The sequence below is a fragment of the Streptomyces sp. NPDC046900 genome, assembly GCF_040644975.1.
Lineage (GTDB): Bacteria > Actinomycetota > Actinomycetes > Streptomycetales > Streptomycetaceae > Streptomyces.
Window position 1 is genome coordinate 1 of the sequence record NZ_JBEYXD010000130.1, and the last position, 16,922, is coordinate 16,922.

Consider the following 16,922-nt stretch of genomic DNA (forward strand, 5'->3'; position numbering starts at 1 on the left):
TCGCCGACCGTGGTGCACAAGATTTTGATGACCCAGAACCAGATCGTGACCTCGGGGACCTTGTTCAGCATCCCCCGAGAGGGCGTCCGAAGACTCCCGGAGGAGCGGCGGTGAGAGGCCGCCCCAGCCGGCTGCTCGCCGGCTCGGTGCTGCTGTCCTTGCTGGGCGCCTGCCCCTGGAATCACAGGACTCTCAGACGTTTCATAGGTCATGTTGCCCGACTGTGCCATCGGGTACCTGAACGCAACCTGACTGCCGCCGCGGCGTGACAAGGTAGGGGTGCGCTCCTGCGGCTTGCCGGCCCGACGGGGAGCATCTTGGGTCTGGGCGCGGCGAGGACCCGTGCCTGGCGTGGCACGCGGGCGGCGTCGAACGCTTGCAGGTATTCGGGAGGGCCGCAGGCTGCAGCGGATCAGCCGGACCGTGAAGGACCCGGTGAAACTCCGCCGGGCGATCGTGGTGCTCGTGTCCACCCAGGGCCAGACGGTCAAGGACATCACCATGCTGATGCAGGTCAGCGAGGACTACGTCCGCGATGTCATCCACGCCTCCAACGAGCGGGGGACACGGGCCTGGCGAACGCGTCCGCGGCGTTCGACAACGACGCGACGTCCAAGCGCGGTGCCCGTCAGGGCGCCCGGGTGGGGATGCCGAGGTGGAAGTCGAAGCGTGTGACACGTCTCGCCTGCCGGTTCACTACCGGCACCCCGTCGTCGAGGACCTGAACGTTGCCGGGATGCTCCGCAACCGTCGTCTGGCCCGGAAGATCGCTGACGCCGGGTTCGGGGAAATCCGACGCCAACTCACCTACAAGAGCCGGCGCAACGCCTGCCGCATCGTGGTCGCGGACCGCTGGTTCCCCTCCTCCAAGACCTGCTCGGCGTGTGGTGCGGTGAAAGCCGAACTGCCCTTACACGCCCGCATTTTCGACTGCGCCGTATGCCCACTCGTCAAAGACCGGGACGAGAACGCAGCACGCAACCTCGCCGCTCTTGCGGCGATGGCAGTAACTGGTACCGGAGTGGCCGCAGACCAGGGCGCGTCAGCGCCGAAACCTCGTGGAGCCGACCAGAAGACCCGCACACCCGTCCCCGCCACCCGGCGAGGACGGGGCGGCCAGGTGGCGCAACCCTGCCGCACCAGCGGCAGACAGAAACGAGAGACCGTACTCAAGCCGAAGCCCTCACGCTTGGTGATGTGACGGACCTTCCGGGCCGCAATGCCCGGAATGTTGTGAACTCACAACGGTCTCGGCAACGGCAGGGACGACACGCTTACTCCATATTCCTGTGAACCGCGGAACTGTCATCGGGCGAGAGAGGCCGCGTCGCCCATCACGACCACGGGGTGGTCAGCGGGGTCGAGGGCCCGCATCAACTGCTTCATGTGCGTCTTGGAGAGGCTGACGCAGGCGTGCGTGGGGCCGCCGTGGTCGACGTGGATCCATATGCCCCCGCCGCGGTTGTCGCCCATCGGCTTGGTGGCGTCCATCGGTGAAGTGCCTGGCTTCCGGTTGTAGTTGATTGCGATCACATAATCGAAGGAACCGGCGAGCGGTTCGCCCTCGAGACCGGGCCCGCTGATGGAGAAGGCACCGGAATGGTGGTAGGGCAGCTTGGTGCCGGGGTCGGCCAGCCGTCCGCCGGCGTCGGTGAGACCGAACACCCCTATGGGGCTGCGAAGGTCGCCCGCGTAGTGCTCGTCGGTCCAGCCCTTGTAGCCGTTGTGCCCGGGCCAAACCGCCCCGGGACGCCAACCACCGCCGACGCGCTCGTAGAGTACGACCTTCGACGACGCCGAGTTCCGGGCGGCTCCCGTGACCAGGACGACCTGGCAGGCGTCGGCCGGGATGTGCGACAACGTCCTGGGGCCGAGCCCCGGCAGCCGGGAGAGGATCTGAGGCCGCGGCGAAACCGTCGTCCATGGCTTGACGGGGACAGCAGTCGACTGCCCGGCCGCGGGTCCAGCAGAGTCCAGGAGGATCGAGGCCGTCCCAGGAGCAGGGGTGGAACCTCCTTCGGGCATGTGGTGGTACGCGGCGATCCCGAGCGAGGAGACGATGACCGCCGCGGTTGCGGATATGTAGGGCCTGTGGAGGCGCATTGGTGCAGGCTTTCTCAAGGGGGCGGGAAAACGAGAGGCAGACCTGTGGGCGGGGCTCACGGATCCGGAAGACCAGACGGTGTTCGTGGGCGTGCGGCAGGCCTGGCAGTGCTGCCCGGCGCGGTACTTGACCTCGCAGGCCGTTGCACACACCTTCAACCAGACTGGCTCCAGGCCGGATCGCCTGGATGTCGGGAACTCAGCTGGGATGCCGAGGGCGCCGCGGGAGGCTGCGACCACGGATGCTGGTCGTTGCTCGGAGGTCTGCCGCGTCAAGTCAGCGGCAGATCTCCGAGTCCGTCAGTCGATGTTCGAGGAGGCAGTCGTCTTTGCGAGCGCTCCCTGCGGGCTGCGCAGGTCGGCTCTCGGCTCAGCTACGAGCGTTCTTCGGTACGGTGATCTGGTGCTCGCCCCAGCTCATCCGGGTGGTCGCTGAGTAGTTGACCGTCGCGCCCGCTTCGAGACCCGCTTGCTGGGCCCTGGCCGAGGCCTTGACCAGGATGACCTGCTCGCTGAGCATCGCACCGGTGGCCGGGTCCACGACGAGCCGCTGTTGCGTGGTCCCCAGCGGTGTCCTGTATGTGCTCGGGAACTCGACGCCAACGCCCTCACGCCCCAGGGGATCTGTGGCACGTGCGATCACCCGGACTCCGGGCAGATGTGCCATCACCCGGTACGCGGCCGCCCGGACCCCGGGCTTCACGGGCATCGTCACGAGGTTGGCTGCCTGGCGCAGCATCCAGGCGCTGCGGCCTGAGGTGCCGGTCTCGGCGCCGTTGTCCTCTGCGTACAGTCGCTCCAGGTAGCGGCGCAATTCATTGCTGGCGGAAGGAAGTTCGCGCAGGTCCTTGTAGGAGACGTTGCGCGGGCCGACGGCATAGATCTTGTCGTCGATGTTCGTCTTCATGACCATCGGCCGCCCGGTTCCCATCGTGAAACCGAGCCTGTTGCTCCCGGCCTTTGTCGCGACCTCGACCTGCACCGTGCCGGGCGAGCCGGCCGCGCGCCAGCGTGCCTGGTCCGCTGCGGTCCGGGGCTCGGTCACGGAATCCAGGCCGGAGACCATCAGGCTCCTGGTTCCGGGGCGCACACCCACCGACCACTCGTCGGTGGACGTGCTGCGCACGGCGAAGAGCTGCCCCGTCACACCGGCGACGTCCACGTTCTCCGAGCGCGTGGTGGTCTGCCAGTAAGTGCCCTCGGCGACCGAGGACTCGGCCTTCTTGGCGGCGCTGAGCAGTTCGAGGTGGCCGTCGACGCGCACGTCCGCGGTGGCACCCGGCCGCTCCGTTCCGGCGGAGGACCGCGGCGGTGCGGCCGGCCGATCGGCCGGCTCCTGCCAGTCGAGCGTGCTCACGGCTACGGCGGACGCCGTCACGGCTACCAGGGCCGCCGCTCCCAGAGGCCGGAACCCACCTCGCCGGCGGGGTGCGGGGATGCGTGCGGCGGGGCCGTCCGTCGCCTCGGCGACGATGCGTGCGAAGTCCTCCCGCTGCCGCGTGGGGTCCACCAGCCGGGACGGATCCAGTGCGTCGGGCCGTGCGTCCGCGAGCACCTTCATGACGTCGGGCCGCCCGGGCCGCTTGCGGGTGTTCTTCACGCGGGTGCTCCTTCGTGATGAGTGGGGTGCGGGGCCTCTACGGGAGGTGCGGACGCCGTCTGTGACACGGGTGCCGTTTCCAGGGCCTTCTCCAGTCGGCGGCGGGCCCGGTACAGCCGGACGGTCAGCGTCGCGGTGGTGCAGTCCAGGACCTGTGCGGCCTCCCTGGCGCTCAGGCCGTGCCAAGCGATCAACGTCAGCAATTCCCGGTCGGCCTCCGGCAGGCTCGCGAGGGCCTGCAGCGCGTTGTGCCGATCGGTGACCTCCGCCGCGACGTCACCGACGTCCATGTGGGCTCCGCTGCTGATGCGCTGTGCTTCCTCGGCGGCGAGGAGATACTGGTGGGCGTCCCGGCGACGCAGTTCGCGCACCAGGTTGCGGGCCACGCCCAGGAGCCACGGCAACGCCGGTTGAGGAATGTTGCCCACCCGCTGCCAGGCGACGGTGAACGTCTCGCTGGTGATGTCCTCCCCCGCCTGCCGTCCGACCAGGCTGGTGGCGTAGGCGAGGACACGCGGATAGCACTCCTCGTAGACGTCCCGGAAGCGTTGAACCTGTGTCACGCGCCGTCCCCTCGATTCGGCTCTCTCACCAAGCAATGGGCGTAGCGGCTCGTTTCTTACATCCCGAGGCGACAATTTCCTGCAGATGTGGCGCGCATCACGCCGGGGAGCCGGACTCTATGTCCCGCGGTGCCGCCCAAGGCGTACTCGACCCTTCGAATCGAACATCTGAGGTCCGTCTTGAAAGCTCATCGGTTGGTGGATCACGGTGAGGTGGTACGTCGCCATGAGCTCAGCGATGAGGAGGAGTTACTCGCTGCTGATAGAGCGGGCTGTCACAGCACGGTCCGGTGCGAACGACGATCCGTCCTGAGTGCTCCCAGCCACCCAACGTCGACCTGAGAGCCGGCACGGCGAGCAACGCCTGGTTCGCCACGGGTCCGGGCCACGGCATACAGCTCACCGAAGGTCCACACGCCGGGTGCCTCGTCGTCGGAGCACAGCGGCCTGGCTTTGTCGTTGAGCGCCGACAGCGCGCGCAGGTGGGTTTCGACAGCACTTCGTGATCGGCAGGCGAAGGAGGGTCGGGCGGTTTTGGCAGCACCAAAGCTCCGTCCGGCCTGGCCACCTGGTGTGATGATCATCCCCGTGTCTTCGCTGCCCGCCATGGAGTGAGAGGACGAAAAGACGTGGATGTGTATGAAGCCGTGGACAGTCGCAGGGCCGTGCGGGCGTTCAGCGATGAGCCGGTATCCAAAGAGGTACTCGAACGAGTGCTGGCTGCAGCGGCGCGGGCTCCGTCGAGCGGGAACCTCCAGCCCTGGCATGTGTATGTCGTGACCGGAGAGCCCTTGGCCGAGCTCAAGAGACGCGCGACGGCCAGGGCACTGGCGGGCGACCCGGGTGATGAGCGGGAGTATCCGATGTACCCGGACGAGATGGCCTCACCGTATCTGGACCGTTTTTCCGCTGCGGCCACCCAACGGTACAAAGCGCTGGGAATCGAGCGCGACGACCCCGACAGGCCCACGAAGATCGCCGCCTTGAATTCGGAGGCGTTCGGGGCGCCGGTCGTACTGTTCTGCTACCTCGACCGGACGATGGGGCCCGGACAGTGGGGGGACGCGGGGATGTACTTGCAGACGGTCATGCTGTTGCTGAGGGCGGAAGGGTTGCACAGCTGCACCCAGGTGATGTGGACGATGTATCGCAAGACCGTCAGCGAGATAGCCGGAGCAGACGACAGGCTCGCACTGTTCTGCGGTGTCGCGGTGGGATTCGAGAAGGAAGGCGTGCCACGGCTGCGTACCGGGCGGGCGGACATCACAGAAACAGTGAGCTTCATCGGAGTGTGACCCGCTGACCGGTGGTCCTCACAACAGACGGGTCGTCAGCCCGCGTCGCTCCGCTCGACCGGTTCGGTGAGCGAGGCGTCGCCCTCCATCTGCTCCGCGACCTCGACGCCGTGGCCGCCGGACGCACCTTGCACTGGAGTTCAGGCGGCACCGAAGGGGCCGTGAACCGCGTCTAGAAGATCAAAAGGCAGCTCTACGGACCCCCTGGATTCGAACTACTCCGCAACATGATCCTGCTTCAGTGCCCCTCGGCACTGATCAGCATCCGCTGCTGTGAAGAGTCCCGGCGCTTCTACGACCGAAAGCGCGCCGAGGGCAAGCGTCACACCGAGGCCGTCCTCGCCCTCGCCCAGCGTCAACGTCCTATGGGCCTTGCTCACTCGGCGCGACCAGTTGCCGCCACGGTCACGCCCAGGCCGATCATCGCGAGGCCGCCCGCACCGCCGACCATTGACAGGCGGCGATCCGATCTGGCGAACCAGGAACGTGCCGCCGAGGCACCCAGGCCCCACATGGTGTCTGTGATCAGGCCGATGCTGACTGGGGCCAGGCCCAACACCATCATCTGAACGGGGACGTGACCCGCCGAGTGGTTCACGAACTGCGGTAGCACTGCCGCGAAGAAGACAATGCCCTTCGGATTGGTGGCGCCTACGAAAATGCCATCCAGGATCGTGCGTAGATCGCCGCGCTCAGCTCCCGGCGCCTTCATGTCCGCCGCGCGCAGCTCCTTGCGGTGCCGGAACGCTTGAACGCCCAAATAGACGAGATACGCCGCTCCTGCCAGCTTCACGCCCATGAACACCACCGCCGAGGTCTCCACCAACACGCCGAGACCCCACGCCACAGCAATCACCAGGGCGTAAGAGCCGACTCCATTGCCGAAAACCGTCTCCAGGGCTGTGCGTCGGCCGTGCGCGAGAGCCCGCCCGACCACAAACAGCACGCTCGGCCCCGGAATCACGATCACCAGTAGGGACAACGCTGCGAACGCGAGAATGCTCTCTGCGGACACCATGCGCCCTCACCTCCTGATTCGCCCGGTACAGGGGCATACAAGCAGAAGGTGTCACGGCCGCTCTAGTACTCCAGCTGTAGATCGCGTTCTTCGTAGTGCGAGGTCGGCCGGGCCGTCTCGCATCCCGGGTTGGTCCGATTGATCGGATCTGTCGGTGGGTCGCGCCGGGACGTTCCGGGCGGAGGCAGAGCCGAGGTTATGAATGCGGCACCACCCATGAAGATCAACCTCAGGAGCCACACGATGCGCCCCATCAGGGCAGCCTGTCTCGGCACGGCCACTGCGCTGGTCACCCTTCTCGCCGGCGCCCCTGTCGCGGCCGCCGCCGCGAAGGACACCGCTTCCTCCCACGCCAAGGTCGGAGACCGGGTCATCACACTCATCGGCCATCTCGGGCCGCAGTCGTTCTTCTACGTCAACCCCGGCGGCGTCCCCCGGGCCCAGGGCGATCGGACCGTCTTCAGCTCGGTCCTCAAGGACGAGCACGACAACCATGTCGTCGGCGAAACCGACGGCACCTGCACCACCACCCGGGTCGACAACGGCGGAGCGGAGGCGTGCGTCGTGAACTACAACCTCCCGGGCGGCCAGATCACCGTGCAGGGGATGGTCTTCGGCAATCTCAACGCGGGCCCTCCCCCTTCGTTCGACAATGCGATCACCGGCGGCACCGGGGTATTCGACCGGGCTCGTGGCATGGTCCACGCCGACACGATCGGCTCGGGCATGAGGCGTTTCACGATCGACCTCGACAGCTGACCGCACCTGCCCCCGACCGGCGACAAGGCTGGCCCGTCCACGGCACCGCCCACCGGCTCGATTGGTCCCCATGGGCGACGCCGCCACCAGGCCCGATCCCAGGCCATCCACCATCAGCGACAAGCCGCCCAGCCATGAAGATCGCGATCTACGGCTGGAGTACTAGTACTCCAGCCGTAGATCGTGATCACGGATGGGTAGGTCGCTCGTCGGTAGCCTGCCCATGTGGCTGAGACCTGGGACGAAGAGCAGTTGATCGCAGACGGTTTCGAGCGCGTGTACGTCGAGTTGGAATGGTACGACGGAGCTCGTGTCGGCCTCGCTGGCATCGACGGCAAGCCCCACTACTTCGACGGCTATGACCAATACCTCGGCGACAAGGCCGATCACGCTGCGGCCTCGGACGCCAGCGAAGTGCCCGCCGTTTGACAGGAGGCATTCGAGGGCCTGATGGCCCGGATCGCCAGCCGGTTCACCCGGGTTGAACCCCGCCGTCGGGTGCGGCGGTTAATCTCCGGGCTGCTGTCGGATCTACCGCGCAAGAACTGCTGGACCCTGGCCGAGCACGTTTCAGGCGAAGGTCCTGGCGGCGCGCATCCCGAAGGGGGCATGGCAGCGGCGCTCGGCCGGAGCGGCGCGAAGGGCGAGCGATACTACGACCGGGCCAACGTCGTCATCCACGGCCGGACCGATCGGCTCGGGCGGCCGTCGGCGACGAGGGGGATCTTCGTGGTCAGTCCGCCACGGGACCGACCGATGGCGTGATCCTCCGGTTCGCCGGCCGAGGCCCCCTTTTTGCGGGCCCCGGCCGCGTGCTGGTGGGCGCGCACGATCGTCGAGTCCACCGATATCGCGCAGCGGAGGAGGCAAGCCAGGACAGGGCGAACGTCGCGCCGGCGAGGGCGAGTTACCCCCTGCGCTCTGCGGAGCCCGGCAAGGGAGGATTGCAAATCGCCTGCGGGTTCCCGCACCGCGATTCACGAAAGGGTCAGACTCTGACCTCTCCCCCAACCTCGGCCTGTGAAGCCGAGATCGCCTTCGGTGCCCGACGTCCGGGCATCCACCAGTTGGCCTTGCCGCACAGTTCCATGACCGCGGGGACAAGAATCATCCTGACGACGGTGGCATCGATGAGGACGGCGACTGCCATGCCCAGGCCTCCCTGCTTGACCCCGATGTCGGGGCCGACCAGGGAGGTGGTGAAGACGGCGATCATGATGGCGGCCGCGGCGGTGATGACCTTGGCGGTGCGCGCCAGCCCGCGAGTGACGGCCATCCGGGTGTCGCCGGTGCGTTCGTATTCCTCACGGATCCGTGAGATCAGGAAGACCTCGTAGTCCATGGACAGGCCGAACAGGACCGGGAACATCATCATCGGCACCCAGGTCGTGATCGGCATGCTGGTGGGGAATCCTAGGGCCGGGCCGAACCATCCCCACTGCACGACGGCGACGATCACGCCGTAGGCGGCACCGATCGACAGCAGGTTCATCAAAGCGGCCTGCAGGGCGATCGTGACCGATCGGACGAGCGCGATCAGCAGCACCATGGACATCGCGATGACGACCGCGATCATCAAGGGCAGGCGGGAGCCGACCTCGTCGGCGATGTCGATGGTGGCGGCGTTCGGCCCGCCGAGGTAGACCCGTTGACCACCGGGTGCCTCGGGCAGCACATCGTCGCGGAGTCGGTGCACCAGGTTCACGGTTGCTTCGTCTTGATATCCGGTCGTGGGGAAGGCCATGAAGGTGGCGGCCTTCCCGTCCTTGCTGGCCCGAGGCTGGGTGACGTAGGCGATGCCCTGGGTCTTGCCGACCGCTTGGACGACGGGACGTAGATCGGCGTTCTGGGGGTCGACCTCGGCGGCGAAGATCAGGGGTGCGCCGAAGCCTGGGCCGAAGCCCTCGGAGACGATCTCGTGCGAGATGTAGCTGCTCCTGTCGTGGGGCTGGACGCTGGCGTCAGGCAGGCTCAGCCGCATCGCCAGCACGGGGGCGGCCAACACCAGCAGAACCGAGCTGGCCAGGATCGCGGCGACCAGCGGCCTACGCTGCACCACGCCCGCCCAGCGCTCGGCCGGACCACGGCGCTCCCGAGACGGGCCGCTGCTCGGCCCGCGCGGGCGGAACCTGCGACGGGGCAGGCGCAGCGAGTTGATCCTGGGGCCGGCGAAGCCCAGGAACGCCGGCAGCAGGGTCACCGCGGCGATCATCGTCACCAGCACGATCACCGACGTGGCGACGGCTACACCGGTCATCAGCCGCTGCCCCATGACGATCAAGCCCAGCAACGCGATCACTACGGTCGTACCGGCGAACAACATCGCGCGACCTGCGGTGACGATGGCCTTGGCCGTGGCGCTCTCAGGCTCATCGCCCTCCTGCAGGCTGTCCTTGTAACGAGTCACGATGAACAACGCGTAGTCGATACCGACACCGAGCCCGATCATCGCGGCGAGGATCACAGTGAAATCCGGCGCGGGGACCACGTGCCCCGCCAGCTTCATCAGGGCGATGCCGCCGAGGATCGCCAGCAGTGCCGTCACGATGGGCAGCCCCATCGCCACCAGGGACCCGAAGGCGATGAACAAGATCACCGCTGCCGCCAGGACGCCCACGCTCTCGACCGGACCCTGCTGCGGTGTCTCGGCCTGTTCTGCCTTCGTTCCGCCCAGCCCCAGCGTCACGCCGTCACCGGAGGCTTCCTTGACCGTGGCCACCAGGGGCTTGATTTCGGTCTTCGTCGCGTCCTTGTCAGTCAGCGGGATGGTCGTACGGGCGATACGACGATCCTTCGTCACCAGGTTCTTGTCCTGATAGGGCGAAATCACCGGCCCGGTCATGGGTGAGGCGGCGAGATCGTCGATGACCTTCTCGATCTTTTGCCGGGCGGCGGGATCATCGACCCCCTTCTCCGCCTTGATCGCAAGAGTCAGCGTGTCACCCTGCTCCTCTGGGAAGTGTTTCTCGATCAGCGCCTGTGCCTTGGCGGAATCGGAGTTACCGCCGGAGAAGTCGTTGTCGGGGGCGGCGCCGTAGCCGAAGCCGACGAACGCCACGGCGACCACCCCGACGATCCAGGTCAGAAGAACCAGGCGGCGGCGCCGGTGACAGAACCGGGCCAGTGTCCCCAAAGCTCCGTCGGCGCGGGGAGTCTCGGTTGGCATCATCCTCTGCTCAAGCCCTTCTTCGTCTTCCATGAGCCTCTGAAATCCGGTGAATGGATGTGGCCTGAGCATGGCTGCCGAGCGCCGTACCAGTCGTCCCGCGGATGGACGCACTTTGCGGTGCCGCCGATGGCGCATCCGGCTACTGCGGATGCCGCAGGAGCCACGAACGTACTGCGTGTGCGGTAGTAAGCCGCTCGTCCCCCAGCGGAACCCACCCGCAGCGGCCTTTGGCTAGGGTGCGCACATGGACACGGGACGTTCCGGCGTCCCGGCCGGTATCAACCGTGCGGGGCATGATCGCCTACCCCCTGCCCGTCTCCGGCAGCCCACGTTCCGCAGGACCTGGCATGTGGTGCACGGCCACCAGGGACAACGCCTCGATCCACCTGTGGCGGCTCGCCGACGAAGCCGACGAGGACTGAGCTGCTGAACGAGCGACTGTTCTGGCTGGCACACCTCCACAACTGGGCGGACAGCACAGACGTGGAAGAGCTGCTGTACGGAGCCGACTACGACGCGGCCGGAGCTTTCCCATGCCGGAAGGCGACGTCTCGGATGCCTGCCACAGCGCACCACCGGCTGTGTTTGGTCGAGCGCGCGGCAACGTGCCCTGAAGCGGCGGGTCATTGTTTGCGGGCTGCTCGCATCCGCCGTTCCGCGGGCCTCTATGCGTCACGGGTGTCAGAGAACTCCCTGCGCGGCCCCATGAATTGAGGAATCCTGGACGGCCGTGACCGAAAATATGAGCGAAATGGCTCCGGACAGTGAAGTCAGGGCGCTTCTCAGGGCCCTGGGCGCGCAGCGCCGCCACGTTCTCGGCATCCTCGACGGGCTCGACGCGGAGGCTCTGCGACGGCCCGTGCTGCCATCCGGATGGCACTGCCTGGGACTGGTCCAGCACCTCGCGCTGGACGTCGAGCGTTTCTGGTTCCGCGCGGTCGTCGCCGGGGACGAAAAGATCATCCACGGCCTGACGAGCGGCGATGAAGCCTGGAACGTGGCACCGCAGGCGTCGGCCGCCGACGTGCTCGACGGATACCGGCAGGAGACAGAACTCGCCGACGCCGTCATCACCACCACCCCTGCCGACGCCGTTCTGGCCTGGTGGCCCCATGACCTGTTCGGCGAACCGCATCTGCACACCCTGCGCGACGTCCTACTGCACGTCATCACCGAGACCGCATGCCACGCCGGCCACCTCGATGCGGCACGAGAGCTCATCGACGGCCGCCGCTGGCTAGTCCTGACCTAGCTGTTCGGGTGAGGCAGAGGACTTTCTTCCCTTCATCGATGTCGCGCGGAGGCGTCAGGTCCGCTCCCGGATCAGCACGGGCTCGCACGTCTACGTGCACCAGGCACCGCGGCAGCGGTGCCCGGTGCGCTCGGCACGGGATCGCTCCTGCTCCCAGCGGCCGGACTGCGGGGCGAAGGGCTGCAGCCCTGGTGCGGTGCCGTGGAAGGTGGCGTGGAAGGTGGCGTGCGGTCCGTCATGCGCTCACTCCTTCCGATGGGCGAGTTGAGGCGGAGGCGCAGGTGGCGCAGCGGCCGTCGCGTCGGGGCCGGCGCGGCGGGGTGTGGCCCGGTGCAGCAGCGGCACTGCGGCCAGTCAAGGCAGATTGGGCAGAGGTTCTCGCCATACGGCCGTGCAAGGGCAGTTCGGCTTTCACCGCACCACACGCCGAGTAGGTCGTGGAGGAGGGGAACCAGCGGTCCGCGACCACAGGGGTCGACCTAACCGCCAAGGGCGCTGACGGCCTGTAGGGGCACGGAGAGGGTCTCCAGTCGCCGCAAGCTGGCCCGTCGCTGCACCAGGCTCAACCCGGTGACTGCCGCGCCGAGCGCCAGCCAGCCCGCCGGACCGGCCGTCATCACCACACCGGTCAGCAGCAGGGGACCCACCGACTTCTGTACCGACTGAGACATTCCCGCCAGTCCGAGGTAGGAAGCCCGGGCACGTGGCGGCGTCAGGCTCACCGCCAGCTCCCAGGAACTCACCGAGCGCATCAGCTCGGCCAGGGTGACCAGCATCGCGGCTGCCAGCATGGCGAATGAGGCCGACCAGGCACCACCGCCGGTGGCGGTCGCCAGTAGCAGACAGCAGGCGGACAGAGCCATGCCGTACCAGCCCACTGCTGCAGCCGCCCTGCGCGGGCCTTCGGCCCGTGCTGAGACCCCAAGTTGCAACACCACCACGAGCACGGTGTTGACCACAAGGAAGGCGGGGACGATCGCGTGCGGAGCGCTGGTGTGGTGCACCAGCCACAGCGGCAGGCCGACGTTGAGAACCGAGTCGTCCAGGTTCATCGGGATGTCGAGCAGGACGAAGAGTAAGTAGCCGCGATCCCACCAAGGACTGGGGGAGCCTGGCGGTCCGTCAGTGGCACTGCCGTCGCTCTGCGCCACGACCAGGCCGTGGCCGACCGGCTCCCGGGTCCGACACACCAGTGCGGCGGCCAGTATGAAGGAGAGCGCGTTGGCCAGGATCAGCGCGCGGTAGGCGCCCGTGGTGCCGACGCTCAGGCCGAGTGCGGCGATGCCCGCGCCGACCGCGTATCCGGCGTTGGCCACACTGCGGAACAGCGCCTGGTAGGTGGCTCGCTGCTCACCTGCGACCCGGGTAGCGAAGAGCATCTCCAGGGTCTTGGCCGCCCGCTCCCCCAGGCAGGTAAGGGCGACCACAGGCAGCAAGGTGGCGAAGTTGTCGGCGACCAGCAGCAGACCCATGGTGCCCAGTCGCAGCAGATGACAGCCGATCAGCAGGCCACGCACTGGCAGCCGTTCAGCGGTCCGGCCCGCCAGCGGTGATCCGGCTATCCCCGCGACTGCCCCCACCCCCAGCAGCAGTCCGAGGTGGCGCGCGTCCAGTTGGCTTACGAAGGTGAAGTACAGCACGGAAGCCGCGGCCCACACCCCCGTCCCGGTCCGGTCCACGCACTGCGCGAGCAGCATGATCCGCGCGTCCCGCCCACCAGGCGGCTGCCGCAGTTGCGCTATCAGCCCATCCCCCGCCCATCGCATGACAGGCCTCCGTTCCGCCGACACTAATCTCGATATCAAGATACTCGATATCGAGAGACTTTACCGTCCGTGCGGCGGGAACGAAGTGGCCGCGTTATCGCGGGTGAGTGATCGCCAAGTGCCGACGCGCCCGTCCAGCGTTGCTCAGGGACGGCCGACCGCACACGGGCGCACATTCGCTCCAGGCGGCCGAGTCGGTTCATGGGCCCGCGCTCGGCCAGCGGCAGACGTGAGAGGGCACCGCCGGGTCACCAGCCGCTACTGCCGGGACTCGGCAGCATTACGTGATGACTCTTAGGTAAGGCAGGGCGCAGTACGCCCTTCACGAATCCGGGACGGTCGTTCGTGGAGCAGCGCGAAGCCCTCGTCGAGGTCGTCGAGTGCCACCTCGTGGGTGAGCAGCGGCTCAAGCGTGAGGCGGCGCTCGGCGGCGAAGCGCAGGCCTTCGCGCAGTGCCGCCAGCTGCCGATGGCGCTGCGGCGTGAAGCCGCTGACGACGGTGGCCCCGCGGTACCACAGCTCGATGTCCATCTCCCGCACGCCGCTGTGGTGGTATCCGCCGACGCACAAGGGGCCGTGCGGGCAAACGAGTTGACCGGCCTGCCGGAGTCCGGCCGCCGTTCCGGTGAACTCGAGGACGACGTCGTACGTGTCAGGGCCGGACTCCTGCGGCGCGTGTGCCTCGTCCGCTCTTCGCCGGCCAGGGCACGGGCGGCAGCCCGCGGCTCCACGCCGACCAGTCGGGCGGGCGCGTGGGCGGCGGCGATCTGGACTGCGATCAGTCCCATGAAGCCGAGCCCGACGACGGCGACATGCTGCCCGGCCTGCAGCCCGCACCGGGTGAGGGCCTCCACGACGTAGGCCACCGGTTCCCCCCTGGAACGTGGCGGCGGGCACGTTCCTCGGCAGCGGCAGCAGGTCGGCGGCACGCACGTGCACCACATCGGCGTAGGCGCCCGACGCGGATCCCGTCACCTGCTCGCCGGCCCGCCAGCCGTGTACACCGGCGCCGACCGCCGTGATCTCGCCGGAGAGTTCATGGCCCGGCCTGAGTGGGCGTGTGCCGTCATGGCCGCTCCAGGCGGGCAGTTCGGAGGTGCAGAGCCCGGAGATGTGGGTGCGCACCGCCACCTCACCCGGACCCGGCTCGGCGTCGGGAATCTCGACATCCACGCTCGTGCGGGGGGCCACGACCTGGGAGTACCGCATGGCTACCGGCCCCTTTCGGCACGGAGCGCGAGGGTGAGGGCACCCTGGACCGGGGGCGTGTCGAGCAGTACCGCCCGCACGCCCGGCAGCCGTTCGCCGAGCGCCCGCCGGAAGGAGGCGAACAGCCGGGGCTGGGTCGTGATCACTCCTCCGCCCGCCACGGCGATGTCCGCATGGGCGCCGCCGCCAACCTGGCGACCAGGGCGGCGAGTTCGCGCCCCCCGGCCTCGATGACGGCAGTGGCCTGCGCCGAGCCCCGGCCCGCGGCGGCGAACACCGCGGGGGCGTGCTGTCCCCCGGTCTCCACACCGCCGTCCCAGCTCATGTGCCCGCGAGTTCGGGCAGGCCTGGCACGTCGAACGCTGTGAGCAGTGCCTTCTCCAGGAGGTCCGGGGCGCCACCTTCGTGGGCGTGGCCGAGGACGGTCCGAGCCGCCTCGCGTACCAGGGCCGAGGCGGATCCTTCGTCGCCGAGTACTCAGCCCCAGCCGCCCGCGGCGAGGTATCCGCCGGTGTCGCGGTGGCGTGCGACGGCGATCGCCCCGGTGCCCGCCACCACGCCGACGCCGTGCTCGAACCCGGCCGCGGGGACAAGGAGTTCGGCGTCGTTGACGACGGCGACGGGCACGGACAGCCGGTCCTCGACCGCGGCGGCCAGGCGCCGCACTGCTCCGGTGTTTCGCAGGCGTGCGCACCGACGGCGATGCGGGCCGCCGTCACCGTGCCCAGCCGCGCCACAAGCCAGTCCGCCGCGTCGGGCAGGGAGCGAGTCTGCCGGCCGGTGCTCGGCACGGTGCGGTCCTCGAGCTGCTGCCCTCGTCACCGCCGGCATGTGACCATTGGTCGTGGAGCTCGGGTACCTGCTGCGCCGCCGTGACCAGGCGGCCCGCGTTCTGACGCTCACACTGAGGTTTGCCGGCGGACCCTCGTGGGAGAAGTCCCGCCGCCTACCGGGGGCCTCCGCACATGAGGAGGACCTGCGCATCACCGGATGTCGTGCGGTGCCGGGATGGCATGGTGGGGTCATGCGTTACTCGGTGTGCGTTCCGAACTTCGGGGAGTTCGCGGCGCCGGACGTCTTCGCCGATGTGGCCCGCCGGGCCGAGGAGGCCGGATGGGACGCGCTGCTGGTATGGGATCACGTTGTCGAGCAGAAGGACCTGCGCCGGGAGATAGCCGATCCCTGGGTCCTGCTCACTGCCGCGGCCCTGACAACCTGCCGGCTCCGGCTGGGTACCGCGATCACACCCGTGGCCAGGCGACGGCCCGCGAAGCTGGCCAGGGAAGTAACCACCCTGGACCGGCTGACCGGCGGGCGCATGGTCCTCGGTGTCGGGCTGGGTGCTCCCGTGGCCGACGAGTACGGGAGCTTTGGCGACACGACCGAAATCAGGGTGCTCGCCGAGCGCCTGGACGAGGGCCTGCATGCACTGGATCTGCTGTGGTCCGGTGAGCCGGTGACCTACCGGGGCAACCAGGTCACGGTCGACGATGTGGTCTTCCGGCCGACCCCGGTGCAGCGTCCGCGGGTGCCGATCTGGGTTGGAGGGTTCTGGCCCAACAAGGCGCCGATGAGGCGGGCGGCACGGTGGGACGGGGCCATTCCGGTCATGGCCGGGGTTGAGGCCGCGCGGGCGCCGGAGGTGAGCGAGGTCCGGGAACTGGTGCTGTTCCTGCGCGCATGCCGGGCGGAGAACGGTCTCGCGGACAGGCCGTTCGACGTCGTCATCGGCGGCATGAGTTCCCCCGGGACTGCCGGTCGTGACCTTGTCGGCCCGATGGCCGATCTCGGGATCACGTGGTGGGATGAGCGGATGCCCTGGGGTGATGGCCTGGAGAGTATCGAGCCGATACTGCGCCGGATCGAGCAGGGCCCGCCGCGTATCTCATAGGCCGGCTGCAGATCGTGATCTTCACAGCTGGAGAGTGGCCTGACGGCGGTAGTGGCTGTGGCGGGTCGTCGCTGAGCCGTCGACGACAATCGTCGACGGCTCAGCCGCGTGGCCCGAGAACCGCTGTCAGAGGCGGACACCTCGTCCGGTCGCACCTTCCGACACACTCCGTGTCGCGGCCGCCCTCCGGCACACTTCGCTGCAGGTCAGCGATCCAGCGCACCTTCGGTGCGCGCCGGGGGCGTGGTAAATCCCGTGGCGTGCGCCGGAGGTGCTTCTGTCTGCCCTGACGTGGAC

At 68.2% G+C, this 16,922-nt stretch carries 19 protein-coding genes and 2 pseudogenes; 8 read left to right on the forward strand and 13 right to left on the reverse strand.

What is annotated here, in order from left to right; all coding sequences use genetic code 11:
- Positions 1-655: 655 nt before the first annotated feature.
- A complete protein-coding gene (locus ABZ904_RS47080) occupies positions 656-1,201 on the forward strand; it encodes a zinc ribbon domain-containing protein (protein WP_361003581.1) in 546 nt (181 codons plus the stop codon).
- A gap of 104 nt (positions 1,202-1,305) precedes the next feature.
- On the opposite strand, the gene ABZ904_RS47085 is transcribed toward ABZ904_RS47080, so the two are convergent.
- The 4 genes from ABZ904_RS47085 to ABZ904_RS47100 form a co-directional block, all read right to left on the reverse strand.
- Positions 1,306-2,103 (reverse strand): L,D-transpeptidase family protein, encoded by a 798-nt coding sequence (locus ABZ904_RS47085; RefSeq protein ID WP_361830274.1) that lies wholly within the window; start codon positions 2,101-2,103, stop codon positions 1,306-1,308.
- 370 nt (positions 2,104-2,473) lie between these two features.
- Complete coding sequence (locus ABZ904_RS47090; protein ID WP_361830276.1) at positions 2,474-3,703, reverse strand: CU044_5270 family protein; 1,230 nt, start codon at positions 3,701-3,703, stop codon at positions 2,474-2,476.
- Entirely contained in the window at positions 3,700-4,266 is a 567-nt protein-coding gene (locus tag ABZ904_RS47095; RefSeq protein ID WP_361830278.1) for a sigma-70 family RNA polymerase sigma factor, read from the reverse strand. Before ABZ904_RS47095 ends, ABZ904_RS47090 begins: the two co-directional genes overlap by 4 nt.
- A 275-nt stretch (positions 4,267-4,541) precedes the next feature.
- Positions 4,542-4,874: a hypothetical protein gene (locus ABZ904_RS47100; protein WP_361830280.1), complete on the reverse strand. Its 333-nt coding sequence runs from the start codon at positions 4,872-4,874 to the stop codon at positions 4,542-4,544.
- A 21-nt stretch (positions 4,875-4,895) separates the two neighbouring features.
- Between ABZ904_RS47100 and ABZ904_RS47105 the strand changes: the two genes are divergently transcribed.
- The gene (locus ABZ904_RS47105) at positions 4,896-5,561 is read left to right on the forward strand and encodes a nitroreductase (protein ID WP_361830282.1); all 666 of its coding nucleotides are present in this window, start codon (positions 4,896-4,898) and stop codon (positions 5,559-5,561) included.
- Positions 5,562-5,937: 376 nt separating this feature from the next.
- Here the strand turns inward: ABZ904_RS47105 and ABZ904_RS47110 are convergent, their stop codons facing one another.
- Positions 5,938-6,579 (reverse strand): LysE family translocator, encoded by a 642-nt coding sequence (locus ABZ904_RS47110; protein ID WP_359408913.1) that lies wholly within the window; start codon positions 6,577-6,579, stop codon positions 5,938-5,940.
- Positions 6,580-6,822: 243 nt separating this feature from the next.
- Between ABZ904_RS47110 and ABZ904_RS47115 the strand changes: the two genes are divergently transcribed.
- The 3 genes from ABZ904_RS47115 to ABZ904_RS47125 all read left to right on the forward strand — a co-directional run bounded on the left by ABZ904_RS47115 (position 6,823) and on the right by ABZ904_RS47125 (position 8,103).
- Entirely contained in the window at positions 6,823-7,338 is a 516-nt protein-coding gene (locus tag ABZ904_RS47115) for a hypothetical protein (RefSeq protein WP_359408911.1), read from the forward strand.
- 225 nt (positions 7,339-7,563) lie between these two features.
- Positions 7,564-7,767 (forward strand): hypothetical protein, encoded by a 204-nt coding sequence (locus ABZ904_RS47120; protein ID WP_359408909.1) that lies wholly within the window; start codon positions 7,564-7,566, stop codon positions 7,765-7,767.
- Positions 7,768-7,788: 21 nt separating this feature from the next.
- Positions 7,789-8,103, forward strand: coding sequence for a hypothetical protein (locus ABZ904_RS47125; RefSeq protein WP_359408927.1), 315 nt, complete (start codon positions 7,789-7,791; stop codon positions 8,101-8,103).
- On the opposite strand, the pseudogene ABZ904_RS47130 reads toward ABZ904_RS47125, so the two are convergent.
- Together ABZ904_RS47130 and ABZ904_RS47135 are read right to left on the reverse strand one after the other, a co-directional pair.
- Positions 8,055-8,183, reverse strand: a pseudogene (locus tag ABZ904_RS47130) (IS5/IS1182 family transposase); the annotation flags it as partial. The gene ABZ904_RS47125 and the pseudogene ABZ904_RS47130 sit on opposite strands and share 49 nt — an antisense overlap.
- 143 nt (positions 8,184-8,326) lie before the next feature.
- Positions 8,327-10,507 carry an MMPL family transporter gene (locus ABZ904_RS47135; protein ID WP_361830285.1) on the reverse strand — a complete coding sequence of 727 codons (2,181 nt, stop codon included), beginning with the start codon at positions 10,505-10,507 and terminating at the stop codon, positions 8,327-8,329.
- 293 nt (positions 10,508-10,800) lie between these two features.
- Here ABZ904_RS47135 and ABZ904_RS47140 point away from each other — a divergent pair, with 293 nt between their 5' ends.
- Both ABZ904_RS47140 and ABZ904_RS47145 read left to right on the forward strand, forming a co-directional pair.
- The gene (locus ABZ904_RS47140) at positions 10,801-10,929 is read left to right on the forward strand and encodes a hypothetical protein (RefSeq protein ID WP_359408905.1); all 129 of its coding nucleotides are present in this window, start codon (positions 10,801-10,803) and stop codon (positions 10,927-10,929) included.
- Between the two features lie 329 nt (positions 10,930-11,258).
- Entirely contained in the window at positions 11,259-11,759 is a 501-nt protein-coding gene (locus ABZ904_RS47145) for a DinB family protein (protein ID WP_359408903.1), read from the forward strand.
- A 479-nt stretch (positions 11,760-12,238) separates the two neighbouring features.
- Here ABZ904_RS47145 and ABZ904_RS47150 read toward each other — a convergent pair whose 3' ends face one another.
- From ABZ904_RS47150 to ABZ904_RS47175, 6 genes and pseudogenes are all read right to left on the reverse strand, one after another.
- Positions 12,239-13,525, reverse strand: coding sequence for an MFS transporter (locus tag ABZ904_RS47150; RefSeq protein ID WP_361830287.1), 1,287 nt, complete (start codon positions 13,523-13,525; stop codon positions 12,239-12,241).
- 294 nt (positions 13,526-13,819) lie between these two features.
- Complete coding sequence (locus ABZ904_RS47155; RefSeq protein WP_361830294.1) at positions 13,820-14,056, reverse strand: hypothetical protein; 237 nt, start codon at positions 14,054-14,056, stop codon at positions 13,820-13,822.
- A 444-nt stretch (positions 14,057-14,500) separates the two neighbouring features.
- A pseudogene (locus ABZ904_RS47160) lies at positions 14,501-14,734 on the reverse strand (alcohol dehydrogenase catalytic domain-containing protein); the annotation flags it as partial.
- A gap of 2 nt (positions 14,735-14,736) precedes the next feature.
- Positions 14,737-14,880 (reverse strand): hypothetical protein, encoded by a 144-nt coding sequence (locus ABZ904_RS47165; protein ID WP_359408899.1) that lies wholly within the window; start codon positions 14,878-14,880, stop codon positions 14,737-14,739.
- On the reverse strand, positions 14,877-15,059 hold the full coding sequence (locus ABZ904_RS47170; RefSeq protein WP_359408897.1) for a hypothetical protein: 183 nt from the start codon (positions 15,057-15,059) through the stop codon (positions 14,877-14,879). Before ABZ904_RS47170 ends, ABZ904_RS47165 begins: the two co-directional genes overlap by 4 nt.
- A gap of 152 nt (positions 15,060-15,211) precedes the next feature.
- Positions 15,212-15,400 carry a hypothetical protein gene (locus tag ABZ904_RS47175; protein ID WP_359408895.1) on the reverse strand — a complete coding sequence of 63 codons (189 nt, stop codon included), beginning with the start codon at positions 15,398-15,400 and terminating at the stop codon, positions 15,212-15,214.
- Positions 15,401-15,758: 358 nt separating this feature from the next.
- On the opposite strand from ABZ904_RS47175, the gene ABZ904_RS47180 reads away from it, so the two are divergent.
- Positions 15,759-16,625: an LLM class flavin-dependent oxidoreductase gene (locus tag ABZ904_RS47180; protein WP_361830292.1), complete on the forward strand. Its 867-nt coding sequence runs from the start codon at positions 15,759-15,761 to the stop codon at positions 16,623-16,625.
- The last annotated feature ends 297 nt before the right edge of the window (positions 16,626-16,922 follow it).